General features: G+C 65.1%; 15 protein-coding genes and 1 pseudogene. 2 read left to right on the forward strand and 14 right to left on the reverse strand.

The window, feature by feature from the left end:
- Nucleotides 1-30 precede the first annotated feature (30 nt).
- Both FAZ30_RS00315 and FAZ30_RS00320 read left to right on the forward strand, forming a co-directional pair.
- Nucleotides 31-3129 (forward strand): response regulator, encoded by a 3099-nt coding sequence (locus tag FAZ30_RS00315; RefSeq protein ID WP_137008262.1) that lies wholly within the window; start codon nt 31-33, stop codon nt 3127-3129.
- A 21-nt stretch (nt 3130-3150) separates the two neighbouring features.
- Nucleotides 3151-3573, forward strand: a complete 423-nt coding sequence (locus FAZ30_RS00320) for a BLUF domain-containing protein (RefSeq protein WP_168190794.1) — start codon at nt 3151-3153, stop codon at nt 3571-3573.
- A gap of 14 nt (nt 3574-3587) precedes the next feature.
- Here FAZ30_RS00320 and FAZ30_RS00325 read toward each other — a convergent pair whose 3' ends face one another.
- The 14 genes and pseudogenes from FAZ30_RS00325 to FAZ30_RS00380 all read right to left on the reverse strand — a co-directional run bounded on the left by FAZ30_RS00325 (nt 3588) and on the right by FAZ30_RS00380 (nt 16489).
- Nucleotides 3588-4385 (reverse strand): phosphate/phosphite/phosphonate ABC transporter substrate-binding protein, encoded by a 798-nt coding sequence (locus FAZ30_RS00325; protein ID WP_168190795.1) that lies wholly within the window; start codon nt 4383-4385, stop codon nt 3588-3590.
- A 4-nt stretch (nt 4386-4389) separates the two neighbouring features.
- The gene (locus FAZ30_RS00330) at nt 4390-5136 is read right to left on the reverse strand and encodes an ABC transporter permease (RefSeq protein WP_137008268.1); all 747 of its coding nucleotides are present in this window, start codon (nt 5134-5136) and stop codon (nt 4390-4392) included.
- Complete coding sequence (locus tag FAZ30_RS00335; RefSeq protein WP_281279257.1) at nt 5133-6071, reverse strand: ABC transporter ATP-binding protein; 939 nt, start codon at nt 6069-6071, stop codon at nt 5133-5135. Before FAZ30_RS00335 ends, FAZ30_RS00330 begins: the two co-directional genes overlap by 4 nt.
- Complete coding sequence (locus FAZ30_RS00340) at nt 6058-7218, reverse strand: ABC transporter permease (RefSeq protein ID WP_137008272.1); 1161 nt, start codon at nt 7216-7218, stop codon at nt 6058-6060. Before FAZ30_RS00340 ends, FAZ30_RS00335 begins: the two co-directional genes overlap by 14 nt.
- A 30-nt stretch (nt 7219-7248) precedes the next feature.
- A complete protein-coding gene (gene osmF, locus FAZ30_RS00345) occupies nt 7249-8175 on the reverse strand; it encodes a glycine betaine ABC transporter substrate-binding protein OsmF (RefSeq protein ID WP_124644849.1) in 927 nt (308 codons plus the stop codon).
- 32 nt (nt 8176-8207) lie between these two features.
- Entirely contained in the window at nt 8208-8684 is a 477-nt protein-coding gene (locus tag FAZ30_RS20535) for a fatty acid desaturase (RefSeq protein ID WP_205676630.1), read from the reverse strand.
- A complete protein-coding gene (locus tag FAZ30_RS20540; protein WP_205676631.1) occupies nt 8629-9156 on the reverse strand; it encodes a fatty acid desaturase in 528 nt (175 codons plus the stop codon). The genes FAZ30_RS20535 and FAZ30_RS20540 overlap by 56 nt, the downstream gene beginning before the upstream one ends.
- Before the next feature lie 313 nt (nt 9157-9469).
- Nucleotides 9470-10408, reverse strand: a complete 939-nt coding sequence (locus FAZ30_RS00355; RefSeq protein WP_124644847.1) for an ABC transporter substrate-binding protein — start codon at nt 10406-10408, stop codon at nt 9470-9472.
- Nucleotides 10409-10464: 56 nt separating this feature from the next.
- Nucleotides 10465-11214 (reverse strand): amino acid ABC transporter ATP-binding protein, encoded by a 750-nt coding sequence (locus tag FAZ30_RS20545; protein ID WP_233578609.1) that lies wholly within the window; start codon nt 11212-11214, stop codon nt 10465-10467.
- A 150-nt stretch (nt 11215-11364) separates the two neighbouring features.
- Nucleotides 11365-12267 (reverse strand): annotated as a pseudogene (locus FAZ30_RS20675) (amino acid ABC transporter permease); the annotation flags it as partial.
- A 58-nt stretch (nt 12268-12325) separates the two neighbouring features.
- A complete protein-coding gene (locus FAZ30_RS00365) occupies nt 12326-12868 on the reverse strand; it encodes a GNAT family N-acetyltransferase (RefSeq protein WP_137008274.1) in 543 nt (180 codons plus the stop codon).
- Complete coding sequence (locus tag FAZ30_RS00370; RefSeq protein WP_137008276.1) at nt 12861-14120, reverse strand: M20 aminoacylase family protein; 1260 nt, start codon at nt 14118-14120, stop codon at nt 12861-12863. The genes FAZ30_RS00365 and FAZ30_RS00370 overlap by 8 nt, the downstream gene beginning before the upstream one ends.
- Nucleotides 14120-15457 (reverse strand): LLM class flavin-dependent oxidoreductase, encoded by a 1338-nt coding sequence (locus FAZ30_RS00375; protein ID WP_137008278.1) that lies wholly within the window; start codon nt 15455-15457, stop codon nt 14120-14122. Before FAZ30_RS00375 ends, FAZ30_RS00370 begins: the two co-directional genes overlap by 1 nt.
- Nucleotides 15458-15487: 30 nt before the next feature.
- On the reverse strand, nt 15488-16489 hold the full coding sequence (locus tag FAZ30_RS00380; protein WP_137008280.1) for an LLM class flavin-dependent oxidoreductase: 1002 nt from the start codon (nt 16487-16489) through the stop codon (nt 15488-15490).
- Nucleotides 16490-16517 lie beyond the last annotated feature (28 nt).

Genomic DNA, 16517 nt, shown 5'->3' on the forward strand with positions numbered 1-16517 from the left:
GCGAGCGCAGCAGACGCCAGCGGGGACTTCATGCAAAACATTCTGATGCGCCAGTTGCGGCGCATGATGGGCATCGCCGATGACGAGCAGCTGCAACAGGTGCTGGCCGAGCTGGCCGGCCTGGCAGACAGCGCCGCCGTCTCGCCACAGGCCGCCAGTGCGCTGCAGGGGCTGGGCGGACTGCTGGAGCGGGTCAATGGCACGTATGCCCAGCAAGAGCGTGACATCAGCCTGCGCACCCGCAGCCTGGAGCTGAGTTCCGACGAGTTGAGCAGCGCCAACCAGCGCCTGCAACAGGAACTGGCCGGCCGCGAACACGCCATCAGCCGCCTGCGCGAAACCGTGCGCCTGTTGCAGAACGAAGCCGGCATGGCCGACAACGCCGCCCAGGCTGGCGACCTGGAAGCCCTGATCAGCGTGGTGGCCGAGCTGGTGCAATACCGCCAGCGCGGGCAGCAGGCCATTCGCCAGGCACAGCTGGCGCTGGAAAACCAGAAATTCGCCCTCGACCAGCATGCCATCGTCAGCATTACCGACCGGCACGGCATCATTACCTATGCCAACGACAAATTCTGCCAGATCAGCGGCTACACCTTCGACGAGTTGCAAGGGCAGCGCCACAACCTGGTCAATTCCGGCCTGCATCCCGCCGGCTTTTTTGCCGAGATGTGGCACTGCATCAGTTCCGGCAAGGTGTGGACCGGCGAAATCCGCAACCGCGCCAAGGACGGCAGCCTGTACTGGGTGGCCGCCACCATCGTGCCGTTTCTGGATGACGACGGCCGCCCCTACCAGTACGTGGCCATCCGCACCGACATCACCGCGCGCCACCAGGCCAGCGACCGCCTGCAGGAACAATTGCACTTCGTCGAAGAGCTGGTCGAAGCCATGCCGCTGCCGGTGTATGTGAAGGACCCCGAACGCAAATACCGGCTGATGAACCGGGCATTCGAAGAATACTTCGCCATTTCGCGGCAGGAATTCATCGGCAAGACCTCGTTCGAGCTGATGAACAGCGAACTGGCCAGCTACCACCAGCAGCGCGACAACGAACTGCTGCAGGAAGTATCGCGCCACAGCTACGAATCCCGCGTGCAGCGACCCGACGGCGAAGTACGCGACGGCATTTTCCACAAGGCCACGCTGACGCGGCCGGATGGCTCCATCGCCGGCCTGATCGGCACCATTTCCGACATTACCGAACTGAAAATCCTCGAACGCGAATCGCGCCACGCCCGCGAAGTAGCCGAAGCGGCCAACCGCGCCAAGAGCGAATTCCTGGCCAATATGAGCCACGAAATCCGCACGCCGATGAACGGCATCCTCGGCATGACCGAACTGACGCTGGACACCGCACTGAACCGCGAACAGCGCGAATACATGACGGTGGTGAAATCCTCCACCGAAGCCCTGCTCACCGTCATCAACGACATCCTCGACTTCTCCAAGCTGGAAGCCGGCAAGATGACCATAGAAGAAACCGCCTTCGAACTGGAGGCGGTGCTGGGCAGCACCATGAAGAACATGGCGATGCGGGCGGAGGGCAAGGGGCTGGAACTGGCCTGCCGCATCGCCCCGGACATCCCGCCGGTGCTGCTGGGCGACCCCGGCCGCCTGCGGCAAATCCTGCTCAACCTGCTGTCCAATGCCATCAAGTTCACCAGCATGGGCGAGGTGCTGATCCGCGCCTCGCTGCTGGAGCAGGATGGCCGCGAAGTGCTGGTGAAATTCTCGGTTTGCGATACCGGCATCGGCATTGCCCGCGACAAGCAGGAAAGCATTTTCGAAGCCTTCGTGCAGGAAGACAGCTCCACCACGCGCAAATACGGCGGTACCGGGCTGGGACTGTCCATCTGCAAGCGCCTGGTATCGATGATGCATGGCCAGATGTGGCTGGAAAGCCGGCCAGGCCAGGGCAGCACCTTCCACTTCACCGTGCGTTTCGCCAGTGTCGACCCGGCCAGCCTGCCACGCCCGCTCAGCCCGGACGGCCTGCATGGCCGCCGTGCGCTGATCATCGACGACAACCGCATCAACCGCGACATCCTGCAGGAAACCCTGGGCAACTGGGGCGTGCAGGCCGAACAGGCCGACAGCGGTGCCGCCGGCCTGGCCATGCTGACCAGCGCCTCGCCCGCCTACTCCTTCGTACTGCTGGACGGCATGATGCCGGAGATGGACGGCTTCGAAACCGCCAGCCGCATCCACGCGCTGCAACTGCCCGCGCCGCCGGTGCTGATCATGCTGTCTTCCGCCGGCAGCCAGTCCGCCGAGCTGTATCGCGCCAGCGGCATCACCTGCCACGTAGCCAAGCCGGTGTTGCAATCGGAATTGCACCAGGCCATTTTGCAGGCGCTGGGTAGCGCACCGCATCAGCCACCGCCCAGCGGCAGTCAGCCCGGCCTGCCGGCAGCGCACGGCAGCCTGCGCATACTGGTGGTGGAAGACAATCAGGTGAACCAGCAACTGGCCATCAGCCTGCTCAGCCGCTGGGGCCACCAGGCGACGCTGGCCGAAGATGGCCAGCAGGCACTGGACGCGCTGGCGCGCCAGTCCTACGACGTGGTGTTGATGGACGTGCAGATGCCGGTGATGGGCGGGCTGGAAGCCACCCGCCACTACCGCCGGCTGGAGGCCGCCGGCCAGCATCTGCCCATCATTGCCATGACCGCCAATGCCCTGCCGGGCGACCGCGAACACTGTCTGGCCGCCGGCATGGACGACTATCTGTGCAAACCGGTACGCGCTGCCGACCTGCAGCAGCTATTGCAACGCTACGCGCCTGCCGGCAGCCCGGCTTTCGACTACCACGCCAGCCTGCGCCAGCAAGACCCTGAAGTCATCGACATCGTCACGGCCAGTTTTCTTGCGTCCTTCCCGCAGGAATTGGCCCAGCTGCAGCAGGCACTGCAGCAGCCCGACCCGGTGGCAGTGAAGCGGCTGGCGCATACCATCAAGGGTAATGCCGCGCTGTTTGGTGCCACGCCGATGGTGACAGCCGCCGCACAACTGGAGAAAATCGCCAGTCAGGCCGAGCTGCCCGCCCAGCAGCAACTGCTCAGCACGCTGGAACAGCAATTCGGCCTGCTGCGCGCCGCCCTGCTCGCCTGGCCACCCGCGCAGGACTGATCATTAACAGGAATGAACACCATGCTGATCCAGCTGATTTACTCCAGTACCGCCAGCGCCGATTTCAGCCCGGCAGAGCTGACCGCCATCCTGGAGCAATCCGTCGCCAACAACCAGGCGAATGAGGTCACCGGCCTGCTGCTGTACACCAAGGGCAGCTTTCTGCAATTACTGGAAGGCAGCCCGGCCGCCGTGGATGCCACCTATGCCCGCATCGCACGCGACCCGCGTCATCACTCTATCGAACCGCATCTGCGCACCCCCATCCACCAGCGCGAATTCAGCCAGTGGCATATGGGCATGCGCCAGCTGGATGCGGCCACGGCCAGCGCCCTGCCCCAGTTTGCCCCGGTGTTCGAACAGGGTTTCGACCCGCAGCGGCTGACCGCCGCCCCGGACGAGGGGCTGGCCATCCTGCGCGCCATCGCCGGGCTGGACAGCTAAACCGGCCAACGGCCTTACCACTCCGCCATCCCCGCGCCGCGCCAGTATTCAGCGCTGCTGGCGATGCCGGCGTAATCCGCCAGATCCAGTGGGCTGAAACCACCAATCGCCGTCGCCTGCAAAAAGGGCTGCAAGTCGGCCGCGCGCAGGCTGTCGCGAATGGCCTGACGTAGCCGCGCCACCGTCGCCGCAGGCGTGGACGCTGCGGTAATCAGCGGCAGGCCGGGCTGCAGCCGGGTATGGCCGATGCAGGCCAGCTGCTCGAACAGTTGCGGCTGTTGCCGTGCCAGCAGCGCATGGCTGACACAATCGAGGGCGGCAATATCCGCCTCGCCCGCCGCCAGCATGCCGGCCGAGGCCCGATGCGAACCGGAAAACCTGACCTGGGCAAAAAAGGGCTGCACCCCGGCCAGCGCCGCCACCTCGGCGCGCAAGGCGTGATAGCCCGACTGCGAATGCCGCTCGTTGCACACGGCGCGCTGTCCACGAAAGTCTGCCAGCGTGCTGCCGGCATCGCTCTTGCGCACCAGCAGCGCACTGCTGTAACGCCAGTCGGCGCAGCCGGGCAGTTGATAATGAAAGGCCCCCAGCACCTGTACCTGTGCCTGCAATAGCGTGGAGACCGGATAGCCACAGCTCTGGCTGAGCAGCATGCCTGGCTCACGCCAGTGCGCCAGATAATCCTCTGGCCAGCTCAGGCTGGCGGGCAGCTGTGGCTCGCCCAGCTGCTGCAGATGCTGGCGCAGCCACTGCCAGTAGTGTTCGGTCAGCGGCTGCGGCCACGGGTACATGGGCAGGCTGGCCCAGGCCATGGCCTCAGTGCTCCACACCGACATGCGGCGACAGGCGATGGGCCAGCCAGTCGAAGCACTGGTCGGCCACGATGGCCAGCAAGGCCACCAGCAACGCCCCTTGCAGCACATAGGCGGTATTGAAGCCGCTCAGCCCGACGATGATGGGCAGGCCCAGCGTGCGCGCCCCCACGGTAGAGGCGATGGCCGCCGTGCCGATATTGATCACCACCGAAGTACGCACCCCGGCCAGCAACACCGGGGCGGCCAGCGGCAGTTCCACCTGCCACAGGATGCGCCAGCGCCCCATGCCCAGGCCACGCGCCACTTCCAGCACGCTGTCCGGCACCGAGGCCAGCCCGGCCAGCGTGCCTTGCGTCACCGGCAACAGGCCGTACAACACCAGTGCAATCAGCGCCGGCCATTCGCCAAAGCCGATCAGTGGCGCGGCAATCGCCAACACCGCCACCGGCGGCAGCGCCTGGCTGATGGCCAGCACGCTGTCCAGCAAGGGGCGGAATTCACGCCCGGCCGGCCGGCTGGCCAACAGGCCGGCAGCCACCCCGCCCAGCACGGCAATCAGGCTGGAAGCCAGCACCAGCAGCAGATGCGCCAGCACCAGGCTGGCAAAGCTGTCCTGGGTATAGAGCGGGCGTTCCACTTCGGGAAACAGCCAAGCAAACAAGCCGGCACTGTGCGGCAACAGATACCACAAGGCCAGCAACAGGCCAGTGCTGAGCCACAAGGCGGCAGGCAGGCGGGCCGGCTTCATGCGGCCACCGGCAGCAGGTCGGCAAAATGCAGCACGCCAGCCGGCTGACCCTGTGCATCGATCACCGGCAGGCTGCTGACCCGGCGTGCGACAAAGGCCGACAGCGCCTCGCGCAGCGTGGCCGAGGCGGCAATCGGCTCGCCGCCGACTTGCTGCAGCGGCCGCATGCGGCTGGCCACCGTGTCCAGCCCCAGCAGGCGCACGCCGACATCGCTCTGGCCAACGAAGTCGCGCACGAAATCACTGGCTGGATGCAGCAGGAAATCCTGGGCACTGCCCTGCTGCACCACCCGTCCCTTGTCCATCAGCACGATACGCTGGCCCAGCAGCAGGGCTTCGTCGATATCGTGCGTTACCAGCACGATGGTCTTGCCGGACAGCGCCTGGATGCGCAGCAGCTCCTGCTGCAGCGTGCCACGGGTGACCGGGTCCAGCGCGCCGAAAGGCTCGTCCATCAGCAACACTTCCGGGTCGGCCGCCAAGGCGCGCGCCACACCGACCCGCTGCTGCTGGCCACCCGACAACTGGTGCGGGTAGCGCGCCAAAAACTGCGCAGCAGGCAGGTGCAACAACTCCAGCAGCTCGACCACCCGCTCGCGGATACGGGCTTTTGGCCATTTGAGCAGGGACGGTACGGCGGCGATGTTCTGTTCCACCGTCCAATGTGGAAACAGACCCACCGACTGGATGGCATAGCCGATACGGCGGCGCAGCACCTCGGGTGGCTGGCTGCGGATATCCTCGCCGGCCAGCCGTATGCTGCCGCCATCCGGCTCGATCAGCCGGTTGATCATCTTCAGCGTGGTGGACTTGCCCGAGCCGGAAGTACCGATCAGCACCGCCAGCTCGCCGGCGGCCACCTGCAAGTCGACATCGGCCACGGCCTGCCAGCCATTGAAAAACTTGTTTACTGCCTTGAGTTCAAGCATGGTCATCAGCCCCTTTCAGCCGGGAAATCAGCAGGCGAAACGCCACGTCCACCAGCAAGGCCAGCAGCAGCACCGGCAACACCCCCAGCAATACCTGGTCGAGCGCACTGGCCGACAGCCCCTGGAACATGATGGCGCCAAAGCCACCCGCCCCGATCAGCGCCGCCACCGCCGCCAGCCCCACCGCCTGCACGGTGGTGATGCGCAAGCCGCTGAGAAACACCGGCAGCGCCAGCGGGGTTTCCACCTGCAGCATGATCTGCCACGGCGTCATGCCCATGCCGCGAGCCGCCTCGCGCACGGTGGGTGGCACCTGCTGCAGCCCGGCCAGCGTGCCACGCACCACCGGCAACAGCGCGTACAGGCTGAGCGCCAGCAGCGCCGGTGCCAGCCCCACGCCGGCAATGCCAAGCCCCGGCAACTGCCGGCCCAGCCAGGCCAGCGGGCCGATCAACAAGCCGAACAGCGCAATCGACGGAATGGTCTGCAATACATTGAGCACGGGAAACAGCAGCCGGGCAAAGCGGGCCGAGCGATAGGCCGCCACCCCCAGCGCGCCGCCCAGCAGCAATGCCGGCAGCACGGAAAACAGCACCAGCTGCACGTGACGCAGCAGGGCATCATCAAACGCATCCTGGTTATTGTGGTATTCACGCAGCAGGGACAGGCTGTCCAGCCTGCCGCTCAGCAACAGCAATAACAGCGGCAGCTGGGCCAGCGCCAACAGCAACACGCGGCGCGGCAGACCGGCAGCCAATACTTGCAGCGCCTCGGCCAGCTGCAGCAACAACAACAGCTGCAACAGCCAGAAGCCGCCGCCAAACGACACCCGCGCCAGCGCATCCTCGTCACCAGCGCGCAGCATGGCCTCGCTGCCGGCCAGCCACCACAGGGCAGCCCCCAGCCACAGCGCCGCCAGATACACCGCCCGCTCCCGCAACACACCCGGCCGCCACCACGGGGCCAGCAACAAGGGCAAGGCCGGCAGCAGCACCAACCAGCGCAGGCCGGAGCCCGCTTGCAGCCAGGCGAGCAGAGCGATGCCCTGCCCGGTCAACAGGCGGTTGGGCGCATAGGTGAGCAGCGGCAGGCCCAGCGCCGCCGCCAGCGACAGCAACACCAGCAGCAGGCGCACCCGGCTATACAGACGCATGCGTCACCCCGGCAGGCAGCAGCAACCTGATCACTTGATAAAGCCCTTTTTCTTCAGGTAATCCTGCGCCACCTTGCGCGCATCGCGGCCTTCGATGGCGATGCTGGCGTTGAGTTTTTGCAGCGTGGGGCCAGTGAGCGACAGGAACACCGGCTTCAGCACCGCGGCGATTTTGGGCTGTTTGGCCAGCACCTCGCTGCGGATAATCGGTGCTGGCGCGTATATCGGCTGCACGCCCTTCACATCATCCAGCGTCACCAGCCCCAGCGCCGCCACCGGGCCATCGGTGCCATAGGCCATGGCGGCATTGACGCCGGAAGTCTGCTCGGCTGCCGCCTTGATGGTGACCGAGGTATCGCCGCCAGCCAGGGTCAGCAGCTGGTCCTGCTTCAGCTTGAAGCCATAGGCGTTCTGGAAGGCCGGTAGTGCGTCGGCGCGTTCGATGAACTCGGCCGATGCCGCCAGCTTGAAGCGCCCGCCCTTGTTGATCCAGTTGCCCAGGTCAGTCAGCGTTTTCAGCTTGTTGGCCGCCGCCACATCCTTGCGGATGGCAATGGCCCAGGTATTGTTGGCCGGCGATGGCGTCAGCCAGCTGATGCGGTTTTTTTCCTGGTCCAGTTTTTTCACCAGCTGATAGCCCGCCTCGGCATTCTTCCAGGCCGGATTGCTTTCATCGGCAAAGAAAAACGCACCATTGCCGGTGTATTCCGGGTAGATGTCGATTTCGCCGGCGGTAATGGCACCACGCACCACCTTGGTATTGCCCAGCGACACCTTGCTGACGGTCTTGATGCCATTGGCTTCCAGTACCTGCTGGATGATATTGCCCAGCAAGGCGCCTTCGGTATCGATCTTGGAGCCCACCCGTACCGCATCAGCCGCCACGGCCTGCCAGGACAAGGTGCTCAACGCCAGTGCCGCCAACAGCCGACGACGGGAAAATTTTGCTTGGGTCATGGTATTCCTCTTGATGGATGAACAGCGTGCCTTCAGGCAAAGGGGTGCAGCGTATCGATCACCGGCCGGCGACGATGCCGCCACAGCAGCGGCAGATAACCCTGCTCGACAAAACCGCCGCTGAGTTGCTGGTAATGCTGGCGTTCGGCCAGATAGGCCTGACGCAGACGATACCAGGGCAGGCCCGGATGCAGGTGATGCACCAGATGGTAATTCAGGTTGAGAAACAACAGCCGCCACGGCCAGGCGGCTTCGTTCAGCACCGAGCGGGCTGCCGCATCCGGCACCGCCCGGTGCTCGTAAAAGGAACGTACCATGGCCAGCGCCAGTGCGGGATAGGCAATGCACAACAGGTAATACCCCGGCGCGATACCGTGCTGGCGCAGCCACAGCAGCAACAGGCCCAGCAAGAGCAGATGGCTGCTCCACACCAGCAGCTGTTGCCGCTGGCCGCTACGTACCGCAGCGCGCAGCGTGGCCAGCCAGCCCAGGGCCGGCCCCAGCAGCAAGCGCCCCCGCCGGCAAGGTGGCGTGGTAGTAGGTTTCCGGGTCCACCCCCGGCAGAGTCAGGCTTTCATCATGGTGATGGGCCAGATGGCTGTCACGATAGACCGCATAGGGATACCACACTGCCAGCGGCAGCAGGCCGAACCAGGCATTGAGCCAGCCATGGCGGGTGGGATGACCGTGAATCAGCTCGTGCTGCAGCGACATATACCAACTGGTAAAGACAATCAGCAGCGGCGTGGCCAGCCATGGCCCCAGCTGTCGCCACAGCGCCGCCGTGCCGAACCAGCCGCCATAGATGACGGCGATGAGCAGCCAGGTGGGCAGCTCCAGCCGCGCCAGCCAGGCCCGCGCCCCGGACTGCCCGGCAGGTACAGACGGCGCAGTGTCCCCATCCCGCAGGTCGGGAATGGCAGAACCTTCGCGATAGAGGCGGCCGGAATGCAAACCGGCATGTTGCAATGAGCAATACATGAGGCGGCTCCTTGAATGAGCCGACCACTATAGTGTTGCGCCCGCCGCCGCCAAACCAAGAAAAAATGACAAGCATTGCAGAAAAACGCCAGCAGTCAGCGGGGCGGGGATGGCGGGCTGACCCGCCCACGCGACTGCTGCGCGGAAGGGGCAGCCGCCTACCGCCGCCGCAGAGCTTGTTCACGATTTAGCGAACGAAGGGTCAGACAAGGCGAAAGGGCGTGAAAAAGCACAATGGACAGGGAGTCCATGCGCATCTTGAACGACATTTCAATGCAGGATCACCCGAGTATCGCAGATCGTGAACCCGCTCTCAGCTCTTGGGCAGGCCGGGCGGATTGGTGCGCGAGGTACTGATGGCCTCGGCCCCCAGGCCCCAGCGGTTGAGCACCTTGGCGTAATTGCCGTTGGCGATCTGGGCATTGATGATCTGGGTAATCACCGGTGCCAGCCCGGAGCCCTTGCGGGTGGTGACGGCGATATCGGCAGTCAGCGGCCAGCCGCCGGAAAAGGTGCCGGACAGCTTGACCTTGCCATCGCGGGCAGCCTCAAAGGCATAGAAGGCATTCGGCCCCAGATAGGCATCGGCCCGTCCGGACTGGATGGCCAGCCGCTCCACCGCGTCATCGTCGTAATACTGCACATCCACCGGCTTGAGGCCGGCCGCCACGTTCTGCTTGTTCCATTGCAGCAGGATCTGTTCCTGGTTGGTGCTGGCACCGACCACCACTCTCAGCCCGGCCACGTCCTTGGGTTCACGGATTTTCAAGGGGCTGCCGGCCTTGACGTAGATGCCGAGCAAATCCTTGCGATAGGTGGAGAAATCAAATTTCTCCTTGCGCGCCTCGGTGACCGTGACATTGGAAATCACCGCATCGTATTTGCCGGACTGCAAACCCAGCGGCCAGTCGGCCCAGGCGACATTGACGATTTCCAGCTTGCGCCCCAGGCCGTCGGCCACCAGCTGGGCGATATCCGGGTCGGCACCGATCAGGGTTTTGGTGTCGTTGGCAAAGCCGCCCAGCGGCAGGCGGGCGCTGGCCAGCGCCACCACGAAGGTTTTCTCCTTGGCAAAGCGGGCATCCTTGGGCAGTTGCTGGATGGCCGCCGGCAGCGGTTTGGCACGCGGCCGCGCCTTTTGCTCGGCGCTCAGGTCAACCTGCACGGCGGCTTGGGCCAGCCACGGGGCCAGCAAGACCAGGCCCAGGCCGGTCAACAGGGTGCGGCGTGTCCAGTAAGGGGAATGGCTCATGATGATTTCCTCAGGGTGGTGATGGTGTGTGGGTATAAGGGTTTGCGTTGGCCGGGCTACAGCACCCGGGCCAGAAATTCACGGGTGCGCTGCTGGCGCGGCTGGCGCAGCAGCTGCTCGGGATGGCCGCTCTCCACGATGCGACCCTGCTCCATGAACACCACGGTGTCGGCCACTTCGCGGGCAAAGCCGATTTCATGGGTGACGATGATCAGCGTGGTGCCGGAACGGGCCAGCTCCTTGATCACGTCCAGCACTTCCTGCACCAGCTCCGGGTCCAGGGCCGAGGTCGGCTCGTCAAACAACAGCACCTTGGGCCGCAGCGCCAGCGCACGGGCAATGGCCACCCGCTGCTGCTGGCCACCGGACAGCTGGCGCGGCCAGGCATCGGCCTTGTCGGCCAGACCGACACGCTGCAACAGCTGGCGCGCCTGCTGTTCGGCCTGCGCCCGGCTCAGGCCGCGCACGGCCAGCGGTGCTTCGATCAGGTTTTGCAAGACGGTGAGATGGGGAAACAGATTGAAGTTCTGGAACACCATGCCCACCTCGATGCGGCGTTGCAGGATGTCCTTTTCCTTCAGTTCATGCAGGGTGCTGCCCTGCTGGCGATAGCCAATCAGCTCGCCGTCGATGGCGATGAAACCGCTGTCCACGCGCTCCAGATGGTTGATGCTGCGCAGCAGGGTGGACTTGCCGGAGCCGGAAGGCCCGATGATGACCGTGACGCTGCCGGCGGCAACATCCAGCGATACCTCGTCCAGCACGGTCAGGCTGCCAAAGCGCTTGCTCACGCCATGGATGGCCACCGCACCACCGGCTGCCGCGGCCAGACTGGCACCATCTGCACTCGCCGCGACGGCAGCAGGGACGGTGGCCGCAGCCGGCGGCTGGCCACGCCAGCGCTGCCACAGCGACTGCGGCTGCTGACGCAGCGCACCACGGGCATAGCGTCGCTCCACCTGCACCTGCACCACCGACAGCACGGTGAGGATGATCAGGTACCACACGGTAGCCACCATCAACAGCGGAATCACTTCCAGATTGCGGTGGTAGATTACCTGGATGGTGTAGAACAATTCCGGCAGCGCCAGGATGTAGACATTGGCCGTGCCCTTGGCCAGACCGATGATGTCGTTGAAAGCGGTAGGCAGGATGGTACGCATGGCTTGCGGCAGCACGATGCCGAAAATCTGCCGCCGGCGCGGCAGGCCCAGTGCGGCGGCCGCCTCCAGCTGCCCCTGGTCCACCGACAGGATGCCGCCGCGAATGATTTCCGCCGAAAACGCCGCCTGGTTCAGGCTCAGGCCCAGCACGGCCGCCGTGAAGGGGCTGATCAGTTCGGTGGTGGCATAGCTGAACCAGTTGATGCCGGTGTAGGGCACACCGATATTGATGGTTTCGTACAGATAACCCAGGTTGTTGAGGATCAGCAGCAGCACGATCAGCGGTATCGAGCGGAACAGCCAGATATAGCTCCACGACAGGCTGGACAGCAGCGGCGAGCGCGATACCCGCGCCAGCGCCAGCACCGTGCCCAGCAGCGAACCCAGCACGGTGCCAACCGCCGTCAGCCACAAGGTGCGTCCCAGCCCTTCCAGTACCGGCGCAGCCAGAAACCATTCGGCGAACACGCCCCAGCCCCAGCGCGGATTGCTTGCCACCGAGCCGATGATGGCAGCCAGCAGCAGCAAGGCGACGATGCTGCCGGCCATGCGGGCCGGATAGCGGGCCGGCACGATGCGCAGCCCGGCATAGCGGTTGCTGCCGCTCGCCTCCGCTGCGGCATGGTCGCTGGCCTGCCGTGGCAGCGGGTGGGGGTGACTGAAGGCGATGTCGCCGACTTCGGTGATTTCACTCATGATGTCTTATCCTGTGCAATAGCCGTGGTGGGTGGTCGGCAAGCCAGTTAAACGGGGTTCAGACGGCGATGCCGGCCAGTTGCGTCCAATGCGCGGCGGGTACTGCCGCACTGGCCAGCCGTGGCAAAGCCTTGGTAAACGGCAAGGTGCGCAGGGCTTCCAGATCGCCATCCTGGTCAAACTGCGCCTGATAGCCATGGCGCAGATACAGCCCCACCGCCTCCGGCTGACGGCAGCCGGTGGTGAGGTAGATGTGGCGATAGCCCTGACGCTGGCTTTGCGCTTCCAGCTCCTGCAACACCAGCCCGGCCAGCCCCTGCCGGCGGTACTGGCTGTGGGTCCAGATGCGCTTGAACTCGGCGGTGTGCTCATCCAGCCGCTTGAAGGCCCCGCCGGCAATTGCCTGGCCCTGGCGCAGCAGCAGCAAGAAGTTGCCATGCGGCGGGGCAAAGGTTGCCGGCGGGTAGCGCCGCATTTCCGCCGCTGCACCGCCCGGATCAAACAGGTCGCCGTAGCGCGCGTCGTATTCCTGCGTCAGCTCGGCCAGCATCACGCTGGCACGTGGATCGGTGGTGGTGGTGTAAACAAAGTAGTCACGCATGCTGTGCATCCCGGTCATGCGGTGCGGCAAGGGCAGGCGCGTAGCCTGGTGCGGACAACACCGGCAGGTAGTGCTCGGCCAGCCCGGCCCAGTAGGCGGCCGCCACGGGCAGGATTTCGTCATTGAAGTCGTAACGCGGGCTGTGCAGCGAGGCCGTGTCGCCATTGCCGAAAAACAGGAAGCTGCCCGGCCGTGCCTGCAACATGAAGGCAAAATCCTCGCTGGCGGTGCGCGGGCGAAAGTCTGCCGCCACCCGCTGGCTGCCCAGCGTGGCATGGGCCACCGCGCTGGCGAAGGCGGTTTCGCGGGCGTGGTTGCATACCGGTGGGAAACCCAGCCGGTAATCCACCTCGGCCACGGCACCAAAGCTGGCGGCCTGCGCCTGCACCAGTGCCGGCACCCGCTGCTGCAGCAGGCTGCGCACTTCCGGGCGGAAGGTGCGGGCCGTCAGCTTCAGCTCCACGCTGTCCGGTATCACATTGGAGGCATGGCCGCCGTGGATGCTGCCCACGGTGAGCACGCCCATGTCCAGCGGGTCGACATTGCGCGCCACGATGCTTTGCAAGGCGGTGATGACATGGGCGCTCACCAGCACCGGGTCTACCGTGGTATGCGGCTCGGCCCCATGCCCACCCTTGCCATGCACCGTGATATGCGCCTGATCGACCGAGGCCATGGCCGGGCCTTCGATGCAGCCGATATGGCCGCAACTGACACCGGGCCAGTTGTGCAGGCCAAACACGGCATCGCAGGGAAAGCGCTCGAACAGCCCCTCCTCTATCATGCGGCGTGCGCCGGAGCCGGTTTCTTCCGCCGGCTGGAAAATCAGCTGCAAGGTGCCGTCAAACTGCCCTTCCAGCGCCAGAAAGCGGGCAGCGGCCAGCAGGATGGCGGTGTGGCCATCGTGCCCGCAGGCATGCATCACCCCGGCGTTCTGGCTGGCATAGGGCAAGCCGGTGGCCTCCTGGATGGGCAGCGCATCCATGTCGGCACGCAGCCCCAGCGACTTGCCCCCGGTGCCGCGCCGCAGCGTGCCCACCACCCCGGTGCCGGCAATGCCGGTGCTCACCTGATAGCCCCATGCGCGCAGCAGGTCCGCCACCTTGCCGGCGGTGCGGAATTCGGCAAAAGCCAGTTCCGGGTGCTGGTGCAGCTCGTGACGCAGCGCCACGAACTGCGGGTTGGCCAGGGCGATGGCGGCGTGAATCTGTTCGCTGCGCGCCGTCAGCTGCGATGACAAGGAACTGGACATCAGGCGACCTGCTGTTCGGTCTGGCCTGCCACTGGCTGGTAGCGGCTGGGCTTGCGTGGCAAGCCCAGGTGATCGCGCAGGGTGTGGCCCTGCAGCTCGCGCTGGAAGCGCCCGCTGGCTTCCAGCACCGGCAGTACATGGGTGATGAAGTCGTCCAGCCCCTCGGCCACCACCGGGAAGCCCAGGATGAAACCGTCGGCCGCGCCTTCGTCCACCCAGCGGATGATTTCCGCTGCCACTTTTTCGCCACTGCCGACAAAATTGCTGCGCGGCGTGGCCACTTCCAGCGCGACCTGGCGCAGGGTCAGGCCATGCTCGCGGGCGCGCGCCTTGATCTGGTCGGTGGTGGAACGGAAGCTGTTGCGGCCAATGTCACCCAGCTCCGGGAAGGCCTCGTCCAGCGGGTACTGGCTAAAGTCGTGGTGGTCGAAGAAGCGGCCCAGATAAGCCAGCGCATCGTCGATGGTGAGCAGTTGCTGGATGAGGCGGAACTTGGCTTCAGCCTCGGCATCGGTGGCGGCCACGACCGGCGCGATGCCGGGGAAGATCTTCACCGCCTCGGCCGGACGGGCATGCAACACGGCGCTGGTTTTCACCTTGCGCAGGAAATCGCGGGTTTCTTCGATGGACGGCGCATGGGTGAACACCGCGTCGGCATACTTGCCGGCCAGGCCGATGCCGGCATCAGACGAGCCGGCCTGGAAAATCACCGGCTGGCCTTGCGGCGAGCGGCTGATATTCAGCGGCCCGGCCACCTGGAAGAAACGACCCTTGTGGTTGAGGGTGTGCAGCTTGTCCTTGGAGAAGAACTGGCCGGTTGCACGGTTACGCGGCAGCGCGTCGTCGTCCCAGCTATCCCACAAGCCCTGGGTCACTTGCAGGTATTCGTCGGCGATTTCATAGCGCAGCGCATGTTCCGGATGCGGGCGGCTGTAATTGAGCGCCGTACCCTCCAGCGGCGTGGTCACCACATTCCAGCCGGCGCGGCCGCCGCTGATCAGGTCGAGCGAGGCAAACTGGCGCGCCACAGTAAACGGGTCGCTGTACGAGGTGGACACGGTGCCGGCCAGGCCGATCTTGCGGGTCACGCTGGCCAGCGCCGACAGAATGGAGATCGGCTCGAAACGGTTGAGAAAATGCGGAATCGACTGCTCGTTGATGTAGAGGCCGTCGGCGACAAAGGCAAAGGCGATGCCGTTATGTTCGGCCTTCTGCACGGTATCGATATAGAACTGCAGGTTGACGCTGGCATCTGCCGGGCCACTGGGGTGTTTCCAGGCGTGCATGTGGCCGCCCGCACCGTGCAGCATGATGCCAAATGTAATGGGTTTGCTCATGTTCAACTCCAACAATGTCGGTAAGGAAGATCAGGCCGCCAGCGGCTCGCGCGCCTCGGCCAGCAGGGAGATCGAAGCGCGGCGCAGGGCAAACTGCGCCACCGGGATGTCGATGATGAATTCGCGGATGCCGTAGCTCTGGTGCAGCGAGTCCAGCTCGGCGCGCACATCGCCGGCGGTACCGGCAATCACGTGCGGCTGTTTTTCTTCCAGCCGGTACTGGCTGACGCCAGCCTGCCGGGCATATTCCTCGGCGGCTTCGCGACTGGGCACATTGACGCTGCGGCCATCTTCCAGTGTCAGCTTGAACAGCTTCAGCTCGCCCACCAGGGCCTGCGCCTGTTCGCGGGTTTCCGCCACAAAGGCATACAGCGCCAGGGCCGGCACCTTGCCGGTCCACTGCCGGTATACGGCAATGGATTGCTGGATATTGAGCGGGTCGCCATTGAAATGACCGGCATAGGCAAACTCCCAGCCCAGCCGGGCTGCCAGCCGGGCACTGTCCGGGCTGCCGCCCAGCAGGAAGCGGCCGGCGGCGACCGGGGCTTGCGGCGTGGCCTGTGCGCCGGCCAGCGGGTGGCCGACAGGCTGGCCACCGCTCAGGAAGGCGTCCAGCTCGGCCAGTTGCGTGGAGAAATCCGGTTTGCGGGCGGCATCGTGATAGTGCTGCAGGGCGAGCGTGCTGTAAGGCAGGCCACCAGGGGCCTTGCCCACGCCCAGATCCACCCGGCCCGGTGCCAGCGCCGCCAGCAGATTGAAGGTTTCCGCCACCTTGTAGGGGCTGTAGTGCTGCAGCATCACGCCGCCACTGCCCACGCGGATGCGGCTGGTATGCGCCAGGATGTGGGAGATCAGCACTTCCGGTGCCGAGCTGGCCAGCAGCGGCGTGCTGTGGTGTTCGGCTACCCAGAAGCGGTGGTAGCCCAATTGTTCGGCCAGTTTGGCCAGCGCCACGGTATGGGCCAGCGCTTCGGCCGCACTAGCGCCGGGGGGAATGGGGCTTTTATCCAGAATCGACAGTGAATAAGACATTTGTGTGCACCACTTGATTGACGCCACA

The organism is Aquitalea aquatilis, from assembly GCF_005155025.1.
GTDB classification, from domain to species: Bacteria; Pseudomonadota; Gammaproteobacteria; order Burkholderiales; family Chromobacteriaceae; genus Aquitalea; species Aquitalea aquatilis.

Bases quoted from the DNA above. Each gene is read 5' to 3' on its own strand.
- FAZ30_RS00315 (WP_137008262.1), top strand. From the start codon at position 31: ATGCAAAACATTCTGATGCGCCAGTTGCGGCGCATGATGGGCATCGCC.
- FAZ30_RS00320 (WP_168190794.1), top strand. From the start codon at position 3,151: ATGCTGATCCAGCTGATTTACTCCAGTACCGCCAGCGCCGATTTCAGC.
- FAZ30_RS00325 (WP_168190795.1), bottom strand. From the start codon at position 4,385: ATGGCCTGGGCCAGCCTGCCCATGTACCCGTGGCCGCAGCCGCTGACC.
- FAZ30_RS00330 (WP_137008268.1), bottom strand. From the start codon at position 5,136: ATGAAGCCGGCCCGCCTGCCTGCCGCCTTGTGGCTCAGCACTGGCCTG.
- FAZ30_RS00335 (WP_281279257.1), bottom strand. From the start codon at position 6,071: ATGACCATGCTTGAACTCAAGGCAGTAAACAAGTTTTTCAATGGCTGG.
- FAZ30_RS00340 (WP_137008272.1), bottom strand. From the start codon at position 7,218: ATGCGTCTGTATAGCCGGGTGCGCCTGCTGCTGGTGTTGCTGTCGCTG.
- osmF (WP_124644849.1), bottom strand. From the start codon at position 8,175: ATGACCCAAGCAAAATTTTCCCGTCGTCGGCTGTTGGCGGCACTGGCG.
- FAZ30_RS20540 (WP_205676631.1), bottom strand. From the start codon at position 9,156: ATGTATTGCTCATTGCAACATGCCGGTTTGCATTCCGGCCGCCTCTAT.
- FAZ30_RS00355 (WP_124644847.1), bottom strand. From the start codon at position 10,408: ATGAGCCATTCCCCTTACTGGACACGCCGCACCCTGTTGACCGGCCTG.
- FAZ30_RS00365 (WP_137008274.1), bottom strand. From the start codon at position 12,868: ATGCGTGACTACTTTGTTTACACCACCACCACCGATCCACGTGCCAGC.
- FAZ30_RS00370 (WP_137008276.1), bottom strand. From the start codon at position 14,120: ATGTCCAGTTCCTTGTCATCGCAGCTGACGGCGCGCAGCGAACAGATT.
- FAZ30_RS00375 (WP_137008278.1), bottom strand. From the start codon at position 15,457: ATGAGCAAACCCATTACATTTGGCATCATGCTGCACGGTGCGGGCGGC.
- FAZ30_RS00380 (WP_137008280.1), bottom strand. From the start codon at position 16,489: ATGTCTTATTCACTGTCGATTCTGGATAAAAGCCCCATTCCCCCCGGC.